General features: G+C 71.3%; 15 protein-coding genes. 3 read left to right on the forward strand and 12 right to left on the reverse strand.

Annotated elements, in window-relative coordinates; all coding sequences use genetic code 11:
• Positions 1 to 19: 19 nt before the first annotated feature.
• Complete coding sequence (ruvB, locus tag K8638_RS39060; protein ID WP_223759831.1) at positions 20 to 1,069, reverse strand: Holliday junction branch migration DNA helicase RuvB; 1,050 nt, start codon at positions 1,067 to 1,069, stop codon at positions 20 to 22.
• 254 nt (positions 1,070 to 1,323) lie between these two features.
• Between ruvB and K8638_RS39065 the strand changes: the two genes are divergently transcribed.
• Positions 1,324 to 2,403 carry a hypothetical protein gene (locus K8638_RS39065; protein WP_223759832.1) on the forward strand — a complete coding sequence of 360 codons (1,080 nt, stop codon included), beginning with the start codon at positions 1,324 to 1,326 and terminating at the stop codon, positions 2,401 to 2,403.
• Positions 2,404 to 2,411: 8 nt separating this feature from the next.
• On the opposite strand, the gene K8638_RS39070 is transcribed toward K8638_RS39065, so the two are convergent.
• From K8638_RS39070 to K8638_RS39090, 5 genes are all read right to left on the reverse strand, one after another.
• The gene (locus K8638_RS39070; RefSeq protein ID WP_223759833.1) at positions 2,412 to 3,941 is read right to left on the reverse strand and encodes an ELWxxDGT repeat protein; all 1,530 of its coding nucleotides are present in this window, start codon (positions 3,939 to 3,941) and stop codon (positions 2,412 to 2,414) included.
• 278 nt (positions 3,942 to 4,219) lie between these two features.
• Positions 4,220 to 4,828 carry a Holliday junction branch migration protein RuvA gene (gene ruvA / locus K8638_RS39075; RefSeq protein ID WP_223759834.1) on the reverse strand — a complete coding sequence of 203 codons (609 nt, stop codon included), beginning with the start codon at positions 4,826 to 4,828 and terminating at the stop codon, positions 4,220 to 4,222.
• Positions 4,825 to 5,397: a crossover junction endodeoxyribonuclease RuvC gene (gene ruvC, locus K8638_RS39080; RefSeq protein WP_223759835.1), complete on the reverse strand. Its 573-nt coding sequence runs from the start codon at positions 5,395 to 5,397 to the stop codon at positions 4,825 to 4,827. Before ruvC ends, ruvA begins: the two co-directional genes overlap by 4 nt.
• A 22-nt stretch (positions 5,398 to 5,419) precedes the next feature.
• Complete coding sequence (locus K8638_RS39085; RefSeq protein WP_223759836.1) at positions 5,420 to 6,166, reverse strand: YebC/PmpR family DNA-binding transcriptional regulator; 747 nt, start codon at positions 6,164 to 6,166, stop codon at positions 5,420 to 5,422.
• Between the two features lie 55 nt (positions 6,167 to 6,221).
• Positions 6,222 to 7,475 carry a PleD family two-component system response regulator gene (locus K8638_RS39090; protein ID WP_223759837.1) on the reverse strand — a complete coding sequence of 418 codons (1,254 nt, stop codon included), beginning with the start codon at positions 7,473 to 7,475 and terminating at the stop codon, positions 6,222 to 6,224.
• A gap of 105 nt (positions 7,476 to 7,580) precedes the next feature.
• On the opposite strand from K8638_RS39090, the gene K8638_RS39095 reads away from it, so the two are divergent.
• A complete protein-coding gene (locus tag K8638_RS39095) occupies positions 7,581 to 8,303 on the forward strand; it encodes a hypothetical protein (RefSeq protein WP_223759838.1) in 723 nt (240 codons plus the stop codon).
• A 1-nt stretch (position 8,304) separates the two neighbouring features.
• On the opposite strand, the gene K8638_RS39100 is transcribed toward K8638_RS39095, so the two are convergent.
• From K8638_RS39100 to mutM, 4 genes are all read right to left on the reverse strand, one after another.
• Positions 8,305 to 9,678 (reverse strand): sigma-54 dependent transcriptional regulator, encoded by a 1,374-nt coding sequence (locus tag K8638_RS39100; RefSeq protein WP_223759839.1) that lies wholly within the window; start codon positions 9,676 to 9,678, stop codon positions 8,305 to 8,307.
• A 15-nt stretch (positions 9,679 to 9,693) separates the two neighbouring features.
• Positions 9,694 to 9,930, reverse strand: coding sequence for a hypothetical protein (locus tag K8638_RS39105; RefSeq protein ID WP_223759840.1), 237 nt, complete (start codon positions 9,928 to 9,930; stop codon positions 9,694 to 9,696).
• A gap of 125 nt (positions 9,931 to 10,055) precedes the next feature.
• Positions 10,056 to 11,252 (reverse strand): major royal jelly family protein, encoded by a 1,197-nt coding sequence (locus K8638_RS39110; RefSeq protein WP_223759841.1) that lies wholly within the window; start codon positions 11,250 to 11,252, stop codon positions 10,056 to 10,058.
• Between the two features lie 108 nt (positions 11,253 to 11,360).
• Complete coding sequence (mutM, locus tag K8638_RS39115; protein WP_223759842.1) at positions 11,361 to 12,215, reverse strand: DNA-formamidopyrimidine glycosylase; 855 nt, start codon at positions 12,213 to 12,215, stop codon at positions 11,361 to 11,363.
• A gap of 394 nt (positions 12,216 to 12,609) precedes the next feature.
• Here mutM and K8638_RS39120 point away from each other — a divergent pair, with 394 nt between their 5' ends.
• Positions 12,610 to 13,068, forward strand: a complete 459-nt coding sequence (locus K8638_RS39120) for a hypothetical protein (RefSeq protein ID WP_223759843.1) — start codon at positions 12,610 to 12,612, stop codon at positions 13,066 to 13,068.
• Positions 13,069 to 13,202: 134 nt separating this feature from the next.
• Here the strand turns inward: K8638_RS39120 and rtcA are convergent, their stop codons facing one another.
• A complete protein-coding gene (rtcA, locus tag K8638_RS39125; protein WP_223759844.1) occupies positions 13,203 to 14,219 on the reverse strand; it encodes an RNA 3'-terminal phosphate cyclase in 1,017 nt (338 codons plus the stop codon).
• A gap of 160 nt (positions 14,220 to 14,379) precedes the next feature.
• Entirely contained in the window at positions 14,380 to 15,615 is a 1,236-nt protein-coding gene (locus K8638_RS39130; RefSeq protein WP_223759845.1) for an RtcB family protein, read from the reverse strand.
• Positions 15,616 to 15,671: the final 56 nt, after the last annotated feature.

The raw sequence follows: 15,671 nt of genomic DNA on the forward strand, positions 1-15,671 counted from the left end.
GGCGCGGAAGAGTCTACTCTCAGAAGAGCATGCCCTGGGGCGTGGGCGGGGGGGGCTGCTTCTTGAAATACTGATAGGCCCGGTGCGTGGCCATGCGGCCCCGGGGCGTGCGCTGGAGGAAGCCCTCCTGCATGAGGAAGGGCTCGTAGACGTCTTCAATCGTGTCGCGCTGCTCGCCCACGCTGGCGGCGATGGTCTCCACGCCCACCGGGCCACCGCCGAACTTCTCGATGATGGTGAGCAGGATTTTCCGGTCCATCGCGTCCAGGCCGCTGGCGTCCACGCCCAGCCGGTCCAGCGACTTCTTCGCCAGCTCCAGGGTTATCTTCCCGTTGCCCTCCACCTCCGCGAAGTCGCGCAGCCGGCGCAGCAGCCGGTTGGTGATGCGGGGCGTGCCGCGCGAGCGGGTGGCCACCTCGCGCGCGGCGTCCTTGTCCAGGGGGATGCCGAGGATGCGCGCGGAGCGGTGGAGGATGAGCTCCAGCGCCTTCGGGTCGTAGTACTCCAGGCGCTCTTGAATCTGGAACCTGTCCCGCAGCGGCGAGGTGAGCAGACCGGTGCGCGTGGTGGCGCCGATGAGCGTGAAGGGCGGCAAATCTATCTTCATCGCCCGGGCGGCGGGCCCGGTGTCGATGGTGATGTCCAGCCGGAAGTCCTCCATGGCCGGGTAGAGGTACTCCTCCACGGCGGCGTTGAGGCGGTGGATTTCGTCGATGAAGAGGACGTCGCGGGCGTTGAGGTTGGTGAGCAGGCCCGCCAGGTCGCCCTTGCGCTCCAGGGCGGGGCCGCTCGTCACGTGGATGCCCACGCCCAGCTCGTTGGCGATGATGTGCGCCAGCGACGTCTTGCCCAGGCCCGGGGGCCCGGAGAAGAGGCAGTGGTCCAGTGAATCCCCGCGGCTGCGGGCCGCCTGGACGTAGACCTTGAGCTTCTCCACCACGGGGCCCTGGCCCACGTACTCGTCGAACGAGCGCGGACGCAGGGAGGCCTCGAGCCGGACCTCATCGGGCTGGATTTCTTCCGAGAGTGTGTCGGTCTTCCGGGATTCGGACTTCCTCGCCATGACCATCCGGAACCCTATACAGGAAGGCCGCGCGTGTCGCCGCACATCTGGCGGCGCTAGACTCGGACGGCCAGCAGGCCGAGCAGCCAGGGAGCGCGCGTCCCATGAAGGGCCTCGTCTTCGACCTCTCCACCGCGAACGCCTGGCTGGCGGCCGGGCCGCCGCCTGCCCGGAGCGCCCCCTCCGGACTGTTCCGTTCTCGTCAAGCCCCCCTTCCCCCTGGCTCGCCACCAGGAGGCGATTGAGGCCAATCTCACGTCATGAGCTCGAGCCCTGCGTTTCGTCCCCTCCCTTCCCTGGCTGGCGCGCGCGCCGAGTCCGTGCCGGGGGTGAAGTTGCAGAAGCTGCGCCGCGCGGCGCTGGATGCGCGCGAAGCCTTCGTCCGGGAAGGCCCCGTGGCGGCGGTGGCCACCTGCGACCTCATCACCTTCCCGTACCCCGCGCAGTTCGCCTTCAGCGGGGCGGCGCTGTCCCCGGCGCCGTACGTGATGATGACCAACCGGATGCAGGTGGTGCAGTTCGTGGACCGCGAGGGCGAGCGGCGCACGCTGCTCTTCAACCCGTCGGACTACGAGAAGGGCTACGCGGCGCCCTTCTACCGCGCGCTGCGCGAGCGCTACGGCGCGTTCGTCTCCGACAAGGTGATGTCCACGAAGCACGGCTCGGTGCAGAGCCACCTGGCGTCGCTGGGGCTGACGCCCGCGGACGTGGACTACATCGCGTACGACCACCTGCACATCCAGGACCTGCGCGGCTGGCTGGGCGGTGACGGGATGCAGGCCTACTTCCCCCGGGCGCGGCTGCTGGTGCAGCGCGCCGAGTGGGAGATGGTGAAGGACCTGCACCCCATGCAGACGGTGTGGTTCGTGCCGGGCGGGGCCGAGGTGCCGAAGGAGCGCGTGGTGCTGCTGGAGGGGGACGTGTGGCTGGGCCAGGGCGCGGCCCTCCTCTGCACGCCGGGGCACACGCAGGGCAACATGTCGCTGGCGGTGGCCACCTCGCGCGAGGTGTTCGTCGTCAGTGAGAACGGCGTGGCCACGGAGTGCTACACGCCGCTCCAGTCCGCCATCCCCGGCGTGCGCCGCCATGCCGAGCACATGGGCTGGGAGGTGGTGCTCAACGGCAACACGCGCGAGAACTCCCTGGACCAGTACTCGTCCATGGTGGTGGAGAAGCTGTTCGCCGGCACGTCCGCGGTGGAAGGCGCGTTCGTCAACTTCCACCCGTCCTCACAGCTCACGACCCACCTGATGGCGCCGGCGCTGTCCCCCACCATCGTCCTGCCCGCGCCCAACTTCGGCGACATCCGCCCCACCCCCGCGTCCCGGCGCGCGGCGTAGCGCGGGCCTCAGGGATTCCGCTCGCCGCAGCGCGCCGCCGGGCGGAACGGCACCGACCACAGCTCCTGGCCGCCCATGGCGTCGCTGGCGATGAAGAAGATGTCCCAGCCCGAGCGCACGAAGTAGCGCGGATTCGAGGACGCCGTCCCCGGCGACAGGTCCGCCAGCGGCTTCGTGTCCCAGAACCGCCCGCTGCTGTACCACGCCTCGCGCCCCTCGCCGGGCGTGTCCGCGGAGAAGAACACCCAGCCGCTGTCGGCCGCGAGGTGGCTGGGGGCGCTCCCCGCTTCGCCCGGCACCACGTCCCGCACCAGCGACGTGCCCGCCGGCGTCCCGTCGCTGCGCCACAGCTCGCGGCCGTACTCCCGGTGATGCGCCACGAAGTACAGCACGCCTTCCGTCGTCACGAACTGCGGCAGGAACTCGAAGGAGAAGGCGCTCTCGGGGCCCGGGCTGATGTCCCGCAGCAGGCGCGTGCCCTCCTCCGTCCCGTCGCTGGTCCACAGCTCGCTCCCATGCTCGGGGTCTCCGGGACCGAACCAGCCCTCTCCTCCCGCGACGAAGTAGACCGCGTCCCCCATGGCCGTGAAGTACGACGGGTACTCCCCCGGGAAGTGCCGCAGCTTCGTCGCGCTCCCCGGCGAGCTCCGCGTCACCCACAGGTCCGCCTCGTCCGTGCCCGCATCCACCGTGAAGAAGAGCTGCCGGCCCGCGGGCTCCAGCTCGAGGAACGCCCCGTAGTCCAGGGAGAACAGCGGGCTGGCGCGCCCCTTCCGGTCCACCCACCAGAGCACCGCCGGCTGGCCGTGCGCGTAGGCCACCAGCGCCAGGCCCTTGTCCCACGCCGTCAGCTGCGTGAGCCCTTCCGAGTACGAGTTCGGCCCGGGCCTGGGCCCCGGCACGAAGTCACGCACCAGCACCGTGCCCTTCTCCGTGCCGTCCGAGCGCCACAGCTCGCGGCCGTGCACCTCGTCGTAGGCCGTGAAATAGAGCGCGCCCTCCACCACGGTGAGCGCGTCCGGCGCCGAGCCCACGGGGCCGGGCTGGATGTCCCTCACGAGCTCCGTGCCCTTCTCCGTGCCGTCGGTGCGCCACAGCTCCGGCCCGTGATTCTCGTCGGCCGCGACGAAGTACACCCACCGCCCCATCGCCGTCAGGTGGCGCGGAGTCGAGCCCTGCCGCCCCGGCCACACGTCCTTCACCAGCGCGGTGTCGCTCGCCTCGCCCGTGGTCGCCCACAGCTCCGGGCCATGCGCCTCGTCGCTCGCGACGAAGAACAGCCGCCGATGCCCGTGCACGGGCGGCGCCTCTCCCGAATCCACCGCCCCGGAGATTCCCGGAACGCGCCGCGCGACGTCGTCACAGACCTCCCACCGGTTCGCGAGCAGCTCCGGCCCACTCGCGCCTGTCGCCGCCGCGTCAGCCGCCTCCGACTCCGGGGCAGCCACCGCCACCTCATCCTCCGGTCCAGGCCCACACCCGACCACCACCCCGGAGAGCATGAACATCAGCACCGGAACGCCGCGCCAAGACTTCATGTGAGCAGCCCCTTGTCCACGGTGGAGCACGGACCTCCGCCGCTGGAGCTGAAAAGTGTCACTCATGGGGGACGCGTCTACTCAGACCGGGGAAGGAGAACGCCCATGCTGTCCGCCATGCCGCGACGCGCGACGACCTGTGCCGACAGCTGAACACCGGGGCCGTCAGGCCCCGGACCGATTCAATTTCTTGGAGGATTGAAGCTTGGGCAGGTTTTGCTGGGAACGCTAGACTTGTCGTCACAGCGCCGTCACGGCCTGTCACACCCACACGCCGCTCAGCCACCCGAGCGCAGGGCCTTGAGGGCCTCGCGGAACAGGGCCTGGAACGAGGCCTCCGCGCCCAGCCGCTCGCCGGCCAGCTCCGCCGCCTTCTCCGCCTGGGGCTGCTTGTAGCCGAGGTTGAGCAGGGCGGAGACAAGGTCGGAGTGCGTCCCACTCGGGGCGGCCGGCGCCGTGCCCCGCGCCACCGCCTCCAGGTGGATGGTCTTCACCTTGTCCTTGAGCTCCAGCACGAGCCGCTCGGCGGTCTTCTTCCCCACGCCGTGAATCTTGGCCAGGCGCGCCACCTCGGCGCGGGACAGGGCGGCCACCAATTCCGGCACCTCCATGCCGGACATCACCGTGAGCGCCAGCCGGGGGCCCACGCGCGACACCTCGTTGAGGAGCTGGAAGACCTCCTCCTCGCCCCGCGACAGGAAGCCGAACAGCTCGAAGGCGTCCTCGCGCACCACCGTGCGCACGCGCACGTCCACCGGCTGTCCCTCCGCGGGCAGCTTCCCCAGCGCCAGCCCGGAGAAGTTCACCCGGTAGCCCACGCCCCCCACGTCGATGGTGGCGTCCTCGGCGCCCTTCTCCAGCACCGTCCCGCGCAACCGCGAAATCATCTCGCCTCCGGTTTGCGATACGCGGGCGCCAGGCGGCCCGCCAGCAGCGCCGCCGCGCCCTTCGATTTCCTGCCCGCCGCGGACGGCGGCACCGCGGCGCGGCCGTGGTTGAGGTGGCACAGCGCCACCGCCAGCGCGTCGCTCGCGTCCGCCCGCTCCAGCTGCGACGCCTCCAGGTCCAGGAACGTCCGCACCATGCGCGCCACGGCGTCCTTGCCGTCCGCGCCGCCCGCGCCCACGGACTTCTTCACCTTCGCGGGTGCGTACTCGTAGACCGTCAGCCCCGCCTGCGCCGCCGCCAGCAGCGCCACCCCGCGTGCATGCCCCAGCACCAGGGCGCTGCGCGCGTTGCGGAAGGTGAACAGGCCCTCCACCGCCACGGCCTGCGGGCGGTAGCGCGCCAGCGCCGCCTCCAGCGCGGCGTGCAAATCCTTCAGGCGGGCGGCCAGCGGAGCCTCCGCGTCCACCTTGATGACGCCGTGGCCCACGTGCACCAGCCGGCCCCGCTTCTCCTCCACCACCCCGTAGCCCATGAACCGGCTGCCGGGGTCCACGCCGAGCACGCGCATGTCGCCACTCCCTCCCCGCCGCTCAGCGCGACAGGGCCTCCATCACGGACTCGTCGATTTCGAAGTTCGCGTACACGTTCTGCACGTCGTCGTTGTCGTCGAGCGCATCCATCAGCTTGAGCATCTTCTGCGCGTTCTCACCCTCCACGCGGACGGTGTTCTGCGGCAGGTACGTGTACTTCTGCTCGCCCAGCGACAGGCCCGGCTCCAGGCGCGTGGCCACGGTGTGCAGGTCCGCCGGGGCGGTGCGCACCTCGAAGCCGTCGTCGCCGTGGTTGATGACGTCCTCGGCGCCCGCGTCGATGGCGCGCTCCATCACCTGGTCCTCGGTGGGGCCGGGCTTGACGGTGATGGAGCCCTTCTTCTGGAACATCCAGGCCACCGCGCCCTCGGCGCCCAGGTTGCCGCCCCACTTGCCGAAGACGGAGCGCACGTCGGCCGCGGTGCGGTTGCGGTTGTCGGTGAGGCACTCCACGAGCATGGCCACGCCGCCGGGGCCGTAGCCCTCGTACGTCACCTCCTCGTAGCTCTCGCCCTCCAGCTCCCCGGTGCCCTTCTTGATGGCGCGCTCGACGGTGTCCTTGGGGATGTTCGCCTCGCGGGCCGCGGCCAGCGCCACGCGCAGGCGGGCGTTGCCGGCCGGGTCGCCCCCGCCCAGGCGCGCGGAGACGGTTATCTCCTTGATGACCTTCGAGTACAGCTTGCCCTTGGTCGCGCCCATGGCTGCCTTCTGGCGCTTTATCTTCGACCAGCGATTGTGACCGGACATGGGTGTGGCCTCTGGCGGGCCTTGTCGCCCACCCCGGGCCGCCGAGTCAAACCCTTCAAATCCCGGCGTCGTCGGGGCTCGCGGCGGAGTCCACTCCGTCCGGTCCACTCCCGGTACGCGCGGGCTTCTTCGGGAAGGTCAGGATGACGGGAGGCTGCGCGCCGCCCACCAGCTCCACCTGCGCCTCGAAGGACTCGGGGTTGGACGCATCCACGGCGGACGCCGGCTCCGGGGCTGGCGGGAGCACCGGCTCGAAGAAGCCGGGCACCGTGGTGCCGCAGCGGGCCCGCTCACGCTCCTCCACGAGGCAGGCGGGCACCAGCACCCCGAGCGCGAACAGCCGCGTGGAGGCCTCGTAGGCCACCGCCTCGGGGAACGGGCACTCCAGCAGCATGGCCCGCAGCGTGCGGCGGCCGTCGAACAGGCGCACCACCTCGCCCACGTCCTCGGGCAGCGTGGGCAGCATCTCCGCCAGCCGCGCGAAGTCCACCGTCAGCCGGGACGCCAGCGGCAGGCCCCGGGCGCGCAGCGCATCGAAGCGCTCCAGGCCCGGAAGCAGCGTCTCGCACAGGTAGGCGCGGTCCATGGTGAACGAGCCCTTGTGCAGCTCCGGCCCGAGCACCACCGCGTACGCCCCGCTGCCGAAGCACAACATGCGCCGGAAGGCGAGGCTGCCCCGCTCCCCATGGAAGACGGCGTCCACCACCAACCCATGGCGGAAGGCGAACCAGCCCTCGCCCTCCGCGAGCACCACCCGGCCGGAGCGCACGCCCGCCAGCAGCGCCCGCGCCACGTGCGCCAGCGGCAGCCGCGCGGTGTGGGACTCGACGGTGGCGTCACCCGTGCGCCGGCCCGTCTTGAGCCGCGCGAGCGCCACCACGTCCCCCACCGTCACCGGCTGGGGCAGGTAGTCGTCCGCGCCCACGCCTCCCGCGAGGTCCTTGTGGAAGTCCTCCTGCCGCCGCGCCAGCAGCAGCACCGGCAGGTGCGCCGTGCGCGTGTCCGCGCGAACCTGGCCGCAGAGGCTGAAGCCGTCTCCGTCCGGCAACTCCACCTCGGAGATGACCAGGTGCGGCGGCTCGCCGTCCGACGTCAGCGCGTCCAGCGCCGCGTGCACGCCGCCCACCATCAGCACCTCGAAGCCCGCCTCCGCCAGCGCGCCCGCGAGCACCGCCTGCGCGCCCGCGTCCGAGTCCACCAGCAACACCCGCGCACGACGACGTGACGCGCGGCGCCGCATGCCCGTCTCCGCCGAGGCGGAGGAGCCCGCTTCAATCCGCGTGAAACGTTGTGAGAGCGCGGCAGCCATGGATTCCGGTGTCTTCCAGGCAAGCGTGACAGATCATTCAGCTCCGTACAAGTCACCGGAATCGTTGGGTTTCGAGCAGTGCTTTCCCGAGGTAGCGTGCGCGCCATGACGCGCCTCGTTCTCTCCCGCCTGCTCGTGTCCGCGCTGTTGTTGGTGTCCTTCCAGACCTCCGCCGCCCAGGAGTCCGCCCCCGCGCTCCCCTCTGGGGAGCAGCGCGTCATGGACGAGGACACGGCGGCGGGCGGCGGCGAGGAGGACCGGTTGGGCGCGGTGGTGGCGCCGGTGACCCTGCCCGCGGGCACCACGGCGCTCTACGGCTACGTCGGAGCGCCGGAGCTGGGCGTGGGCTTCCGGCAGGGCATCTCCGGCTTCGAGTTGGAGGCGCGCGCGCGGCTGAACTGGTTCCAGCTCTCCGCGGCGCTGGAGCTGGGGGCACGGTTCAAGGTGCTGGAGCGCGGGGCACTGTCGCTGGCGCCGACGCTGGCGGTGGGCGTGGTGCTCAACTCCGGGTCCACGTACATGGACGAGGAGAACTTCTCCGGCGTGCTGCTGCGGGTGTCGCCGGGGCTGGTGGCCGGCTACCGGGTGGCGGACACGGTGACGCTGCTGGGGCTGGTGGACCTGCCGGTGGACATCGGGCTGTCGGAGGACGAGGCGCGGCGCTTCCAGGCGCTCGGCGGTGGCGGCGTGGAGGTGTACCTGGGCTCCAACCTGTCCGCGCTGGCCGCGGGGCAGGTGGGCATCGAGACGTTCCGCGAGCGCCCGGGCGCGGGTGAGACGCGGCTGGGCTGGTCCGCGAGGCTGGGGCTGGGCGCGCGGCTGTTCTGACTCACGTCAGGCCGAAGCGCTCCAGCTTCTTGAGCAGGCCCTGGCGCGACAGCCCGAGCGCCTCCGCCGTGTGCGTGCGGTTGCCGCCACAGCGCTTCAGCGCCTCCTCGATTTCGCGGCGCTCCAGCGCTTCCACCTTCCGCGCCAGCGTGGTGGCACCGGGCGCGCTGGCGCGGGGGCGCTCGCTGCCGGTGAAGGACAAATCCTCGGGCTGGATTTCGCGGCGCTCCCCGGCGAGCACGGTGGCGCGCTGCATTTCATGGCGCAGCTCGCGCAGGTTGCCGGGCCATGCATGGGCGGCGAGCGCCTCGGCGGCCGCGTCCGACAGGAGTCGTGCGCGCCCGTCCGGGCACAGATGGGCGCACTGGTTGAGGAAGTGCTTCGCCAGCAGCGGCAGGTCCGAGGCGCGCTCACGCAGGGGCGGCAGGCGGATTTCCACGCCCTTGACGCGCCAGTAGAGGTCCTCGCGGAAGGCGCCCTCCTGCTGCATGCGGCCCAAATCCCGGTGCGTGGCGGAGATGAGCCGCACGTCCACCTTCACCGGCAGGTCCGCGCCCACGGAGAGGATGTCGCCCGTCTCCAGCGCGCGCAGCACCTTCACCTGGAGGGACGGAGTCATGTCCCCCAGCTCATCGAGGAAGAGCGTGCCGCCGTCGGCCTCCGCGAAGAGGCCCCGGTGGTCCTTCGTCGCGCCCGTGAAGCTGCCCTTCACGTGGCCGAAGAGGGCGCTCTCCAGCAGCGACTCCGGCAGGGCGCCGCAGTTGATGGGGACGAAGGGCCCCGCGTGGCGGCGGCTCTTGAGGTGGACGGTGCGCGCGAGCAGCTCCTTGCCCGTGCCGTTCTCTCCGGTGATGAGCACGGGCAGGTCGCTGGGGGCCACGCGCTCGGCCAGGGAGACGGCGGCGAGGAATGGGGCGCTCTGCCCCACCAGCGACGTGTCTCCGCCGGCGCGCGCCAGCGACGTGCGCAGCGCCTCCACCTGGCGCTCCAGCGTCACCCGGGCCAGGGCCCGCTGCACGACGACGAGCAGCACGTCCGGGTCCACCGGCTTGGTGAGGAAGTCGTACGCGCCCAGCCGCACCGCCTCCAGCGTGTGGCGCGTGTCCCCCGCTCCGGACACGACGATGACCTTGGTGCCGGGCCGGGCGCTCAGCAGCGCGCCGAGCCCCTCCAGCCCCGCGGACACGCTGCCGTCCGGCGGCAGCATCAAGTCCAGCAGCACCAGCGGGAAGGCGCGAGCCTCGAAGGCGGCGCGGGCGGACGGGCGGTCCGCGGCCTCCACCACCTCGTACCCCGCCTCCCGCAGCAGGCCGCCGTACACCTTGCGGAAGGCGGCATCGTCATCCACGAGCAGCAGCGCGTGTGGTGCGGGCATGGGGTGTCTCCAGGCTCAGTCCGGCAGCGGGGCCTGTCGCGGCGTGCCCATCAACTCCAGGGTGCGCAGCGCGACGCGGATGAGCGTCTGGGCACAGGGCTCGCAGCCACCGCCACAGCAGCGGGGCCAGCGCCCCTCGGGGTTGCGCAGCAGCGGGCGCACGGTGGACTGGTAGTAGCCGGGGAGGCCCAGCTCCTCGCTGGCCCGGGCCAGCGCGGCGTCGAGAGAGGGAGGCTCGGTGACGTCGGACACGCCCGAGACATAACAGCGGACGGGCCCCCCGCCCACCCGGGCCCGGCGGACCCGGGGGGCCGTTCTTATTGAAGCACGCAGGAGGCCCGCGCGGTGCCGGCCCCGCTACGGACATGACGACCGGCTCAGCGTCCCTGCTTGCGAGGCTGCGCGAAGCGGAAGACGTAGTACGGGGGCTTGGACTCGTTCTCCCCCGCGTTGAGGGCGGCGGAGCGGTGGAGCCGGTTGACGGTGACGTAGACCTTGCCGTCGCTGCCAATGGCCATCCCGTCCGGCCAGCTCAGGCGCTCGTCCTGGACGATGCGGCGGTACTTGCCGTCCTTGCCGGTGACACCGATGGCATTGGCCGTCACGTCGGTGATGAACACGTTGTCATCCTTCCCCACGACGATGCCGTCGCTGACGGGCTTGTCGCCGTAGCGCTCGACGCGGGAGGCGAGCTGCTCGGGGGTGAGCTTCGTGTCGAGCAGGTCCTTGGTGCGCACGCGGTAGAGCGACGTGCCGTGCATGGCGCCGTAGTAGACCCACTGCGCGTTGGGGTCGATGGCGATGGGGTTGATGCCGAGCCGGGGCTCGGTGACGGAGCCGTCAGGGCTCTTGCGGCGCACGGGCCTGCCCTCGACGACCATGGGCACGTCCTCGGAGCGGACGCTGGCGTGGCTCTCCAGCACGCGGCGGGCCTGGCCCGTCTTGACGTCCACCACGACGATGGCGGGCGTGCTGCCGCCGCCCACATCGGCGATGAAGAGGGCGTCATGCACCGCGTCCACGGCGAGGTCGTTGTGGAAGGACGTGGGCGTCGTCGCCGGAGGCGGCAGGGGGATGACCTTGACGAGCTTGTTCTTGCGCGTGTCCCAGCCGACGACCTTGGGCACCTTCCCGCCGTGGTCCAGCATCCACACCACGCCGCGCGAGTCGGCACGGATGCCGAGCACCGCGTTCATGCCGACCGCGTCCGGCGCGTCCTTCTCCGGAGCACGGGCCCAGTCCTCGTTGGGGAACGGCACGAGCGAGCCGTCCGGCTTCAGCTCCACCACGCGCAGCGTGGGCGAGTAGAACGGGTGCATGCTGAGGATGATGCGGCGGCCGGCGACGGCGATGTTGCCGGGGCCCTCCTTCAGCTCGGCGACCTGCTCGAGCTGGACCTCGTTCTTCTGGGTGTCGGGCTTCGCCGGAGGCTCGGGCTGCAGCTTCCCTGGCGGAGTCTCCTTCGGCGCCTGCTTCGGGGCGGCGGGCCGTGCGGGAGCCGGCTGCTGGGCGATGGCCGGAGCACTGGTGAGGGCAACGAAAGCGAACGAGGCAAGGAACAGCGAGCGAATCATGGCGCCATCTCCTCTGCCCGCGGCTCATGCGGCGGGCACGAGCGCGAGGACTAACACCCCAGGCGCACCGTCTCCACGAGAACCTGCCCCGGTGATTCGCGAACGGGGCTACAAGAGTGACGACTGCGCGGGAGTCGACGGAGCGCTCTCGGGAGGCTGGCACGTGGCGCACCAGTGCGTGTTGCGCCCGCCGATGCGCAGATGCGACACGGGCGTGGCGCAGCGCGGGCATGGAGCGCCGGTGCGGCCGAAGACGTTGCGGCGGTGCTTCGCCTGGCCCTGCACGCCGAACAGGTCCCGCTGCGTCCCGCGCAGCTTCAGCCCCTCTTCGAGCACGGCGCGGATGCCACGGTGCAGCCGGACCACTTCCTCGGTGGTGAGCGAGGACGCGAGCCGGCGCGGGTCGAGCCCGGCCTGCCACAGACTCTCGTCCGCGTCACGGTTACCGAGCCCCGCGAGGACGCGCTGGTTGAGGAGCACCGTCTTGAGGGGGCTCTTCCGTCGCCGGAGCTGGCGCGCGAGCACCTCCGGCGTGAAGCCCTCATCGAGCGCCTCGGGCCCCAGCTCCTCCAGCTTCAGGCGCGCGGCCGTCTCGGGGGCGCGGCCCACCGCCACGCGCGCATAGCCCAGCGTGTCCGTGAGGTGCAGCTCCTCGCCCCCCTCCAGCGCGAGGACCACGAGCGTCGCGGCGGGACGCTCGCTTCCGCGCGGGACGAGCTTCAGGTCCCCCCAGAGCATGAAGTGGATGGCGAGCATCCTCCCGTCGTCGAGCGTCAGCAGGATGAACTTGGCCCGCCGCCGCGCGTCGGTGACGCGGCGACCCTTCAGCTCCTCGATGAACTCCGGCGGTGAGGGGAAGCGGACGGCGGCGGGCGCGGGCACCTCGACATCCGTGAAGCGCCGTCCCACGACGGCCTGCCGCAGGTCTCGGACGATGATTTCCACTTCGGGGACTTCGGCCACGCAGTCACCCCCTTCGCACATACACTGCTGCGTAGGTCGGCATCCGCGCTACTCATGAGGTTGTGGCCTGGACGGCCCGGCTGCTCCACGAGCAGGAGCCGGCGCGGGAAGCGCGACCGCTCCTCCCATCCCCTGCCCAGCGAACGGCCCCCGGGCTGATGCGCGTTGGGCATGGTGGGGACATCGAGCCACGGGTCGGCGACCGCCTGCGCGACGCGCCAGGGTTCCCCGCCCGTGGGTTCGTCAGCACCGCGGGTACGCGGTGGAGCTCGACAGGGTTCCGAGCGGACCGCGGCGGCCTCGTGCGCGTGGCACGGCGTCCCTGGCGGAACGGCATCTTCTGTTATGACAGGGCCCGGGGACGGATGGTCCGCCCCATCGCAGTGAGGGTCGCATGCGGAGCGTCGCCGGCTGGTTTCTCGTCATCTTCGGGCTCACTGGCTTTGGTGTGGAGATCGACAACCTGCGGAAGGGCACGACAGACAACACCGCCGTGGGGCTCGTTCTCGCCACCATCTTCGTCCTCGGAGGCGGCGCGCTCATCCGCGGCGCGCGGCGAGCGAAGCTGCCAGCCGAGCTGAAGGCGGCGCCCGCCGTGGCGCATCTCCCCGCCAGGTCCCCTCGCGACGTCGAGCGGACGGTCCTCACCTGCGCGAAGCAGCATGGTGGCCGCGTCACCATCGCCGAAGTGGCGGCCGAGAGTGACCTCACCTTCACCGAGGCCAAGGAGGTGCTCGAGCAGCTCTCGCGCGCGGGCGCCTGCACCGTCGACGTCACCGACCAGGGCGCCTTCATCTACGAGTTCAGCGGCCTGATGCCACGCGAGCCCGCGCGCCAGGCTCTCGACACCTGAGCCCTTCTCCACCGGCGCCCACCTCCGGGTACGGAGTGTCCCCCGGTGATGAGCCCATGACCGTCGCCTTCGAGCTGGAACGTCCCGTTCCACGAGACCTCCAGCGCGAGCTCGGCGGCCCCCCGTAGCCTCCATCACCCGCGCACCTCCACCTCCCGCACCTCGCGAGACACCTCCCGGACCTGGACCTTCACGTCCAGGAAGTGCGCCATCGTGTGGAGCTGCGTCTCCGCGTGCCCGTCCAGCGGCAGCGTGCGGAACGTCCCGCCCTTCGCCAGCGCCAGCAGCAGCAGGAGCTGGTCGCACAGGTGCTCGCCCACCGGCACCTCCGCGTCCAGGTAGCGCATCACCTCCTCCGCCACCTCCTCACCCACCGCCTCCGCCCGCTTCCCGCGCTCGCCGAACGCGGTGAAGACCTCCGTCACGTGCTCGCTCTCCACCTCCGCCACGAGCACGTTCCCCGGTCCCGGTGAGCGCTTCAGCTCCTCCGTCCGGAACTCATCCGGCCGCCACTTCAGCGCCCCCGCCACCGTGTCCAGCTCGCGCTTCGCCACGTCGAACGGAATCATCGCCACCACCGCCTTCACGTCGCGGCGCAGCACCCGTCCCCGCTCCAGCAGGCTCAGCGGCTTCAGCGGCGCCGGCTTCACGTCGACGCGGAACTTCCCGCCTCCCGCCGGGAAGAAGCCCGGCCGCTCCAGCGTCGCCTCCACCGCCGGCCCCATCCGCCGGACCAGCGGCAGGTACGCCCTCTGGAGGAAGTCGAACGGCGGCGCCGCCGGGTTGTGCGTCCCACCCTCCAGCATCAGCGTGGACGGCCCCTGGGCCATCAGCAGCGCCGGCAGCACCGTCTGGAGCACCAGCGTCGCGCTGCCCGCCGTCCCCACCGCGAAGTGGTAGTTGCCCGCCGCCAGCGCCCGCGGGCGGAACGTCAGCTCCCGCGAGCCCAGCTCCGCTCCGGACACCTCCGCCGCGCCCACCGCCTCCGCCGCCTTCACCGCCGTCAGGTGCTGGCGCAAGAGCCCCGGCTTCTTCCGGCCCGCGCGAATGTTCGTGATGGTGAACGGCGTCCCCGTCACCAGCGACAGCGCCAGCGACGTGCGCAGCACCTGTCCGCCACCCTCTCCCTTGGAACCATCGATGCGCACCATCTTCAGTCTCCTTGCTCCCCGCGACCCACGAACCAACCGGGACGGCCTGACACCCTTCCCAAAATAGCGGCGCCCGCCTCCCCCATTCTGGCGGCCTTTCGGCCTCTAGGGGGAAGCGGGCGCCTCGGTGTCTTCATCCCGGCATGGACGCGCCTCCGTTTCAGCCCTTCACGCACACCACCTGCTTCAGCGTGTGGACGACCTCCACCAGGTCCGCCTGCGCCGCCATCACCACGTCGATGGGCTTGTACGCAGCCGGCGTCTCGTCGATGACGTCCGCGTCCTTGCGGCACTCCACGCCCGCGGTCGCCTTCGCGTGGTCCTCCAGCGTGAAGCGCTTCTTCGCCGCCTCACGCGACATCACCCGGCCCGCGCCGTGGCTGCACGAGTCGAAGGCGTCCGCGTTCCCCTTCCCGCGGACGATGTACGAACGCGCCCCCATGCTGCCGGGGATGATGCCGAGGTCACCCTCGCGCGCCCGCACCGCGCCCTTGCGCGTCACGAAGCAGTTCTTCCCGAAGTGGTGCTCACGGGAGATGTAGTTGTGGTGGCAGTTCACCGCCTCGTCCTTCAGCTCGAACGGCGGCAGCTCACCGCTCAGCTTCAGGGCCTCCACCACCGAGTGCAGCATCAACTGCCGGTTCGTCGCCGCGTAGTCCTGCGCCCAGCTCACCGCGAAGACGTAGTCCTCGAAGTGCTCCGTCCCCTCGGGCAGGTACGCCAGGTCCGCGTCCGGGAGGTTGATGAAGAAGCGGCGCATGTCCTCCTTCGCCAGCTCGATGAAGTGGCTCCCGATGCGGTTACCCACCCCGCGCGAACCCGAGTGCAGCATCAGCCACACGCCGTCCGACTCATCCAGGCACAGCTCGATGAAGTGGTTACCCGTCCCGAGCGTCCCGAGGTGCGCCAGGTCCGGCCCACGGCCGATGCGCGGGTGCTTCGCGACGATGCGGTCGTACCCCTCCATCAGCCGCGCCCACGCCGCCTGGTGCGGAGCCGGCGCCGAGCGCCACGCGCCCGCGTCGTTACGGCCACCGTTGTCCGTACGGCCGTGCGGAACCGCCCGCTCGATGGCCGAGCGCACCCCGCGCAGCGAGTCCGGAAGCTGGTCCGCGCGCAGCGTCGTGCGCACCGCAATCATCCCGCAGCCGATATCCACACCCACCGCCGCCGGCACCACCGCGCCCACCGTCGGCACCACGCTCCCCACCGTCGCGCCGTACCCGCGGTGCACGTCCGGCATCACGGCGATCCACTTGTGGATGAAGGGCAGGCCACGGAGGTTGCGGAGCTGCTTCTTCGCCTCGTCCTCGAACGGCACCCCCACCGTCCACGCCTTGATGGGGCGGCCCGCCTCGTCCGACAGCACCTCGTAGTTCACGTTGTCGCGGCTCATGTCCTTCACCTTTCGGTCGTCCGCCCGGGCTCTGCGTCCCGGGCACGTCGGGAGGT

Origin of the sequence: Myxococcus sp. RHSTA-1-4 (genome assembly GCF_020037125.1) — a bacterium.
Classification (GTDB): domain Bacteria; phylum Myxococcota; class Myxococcia; order Myxococcales; family Myxococcaceae; genus Myxococcus.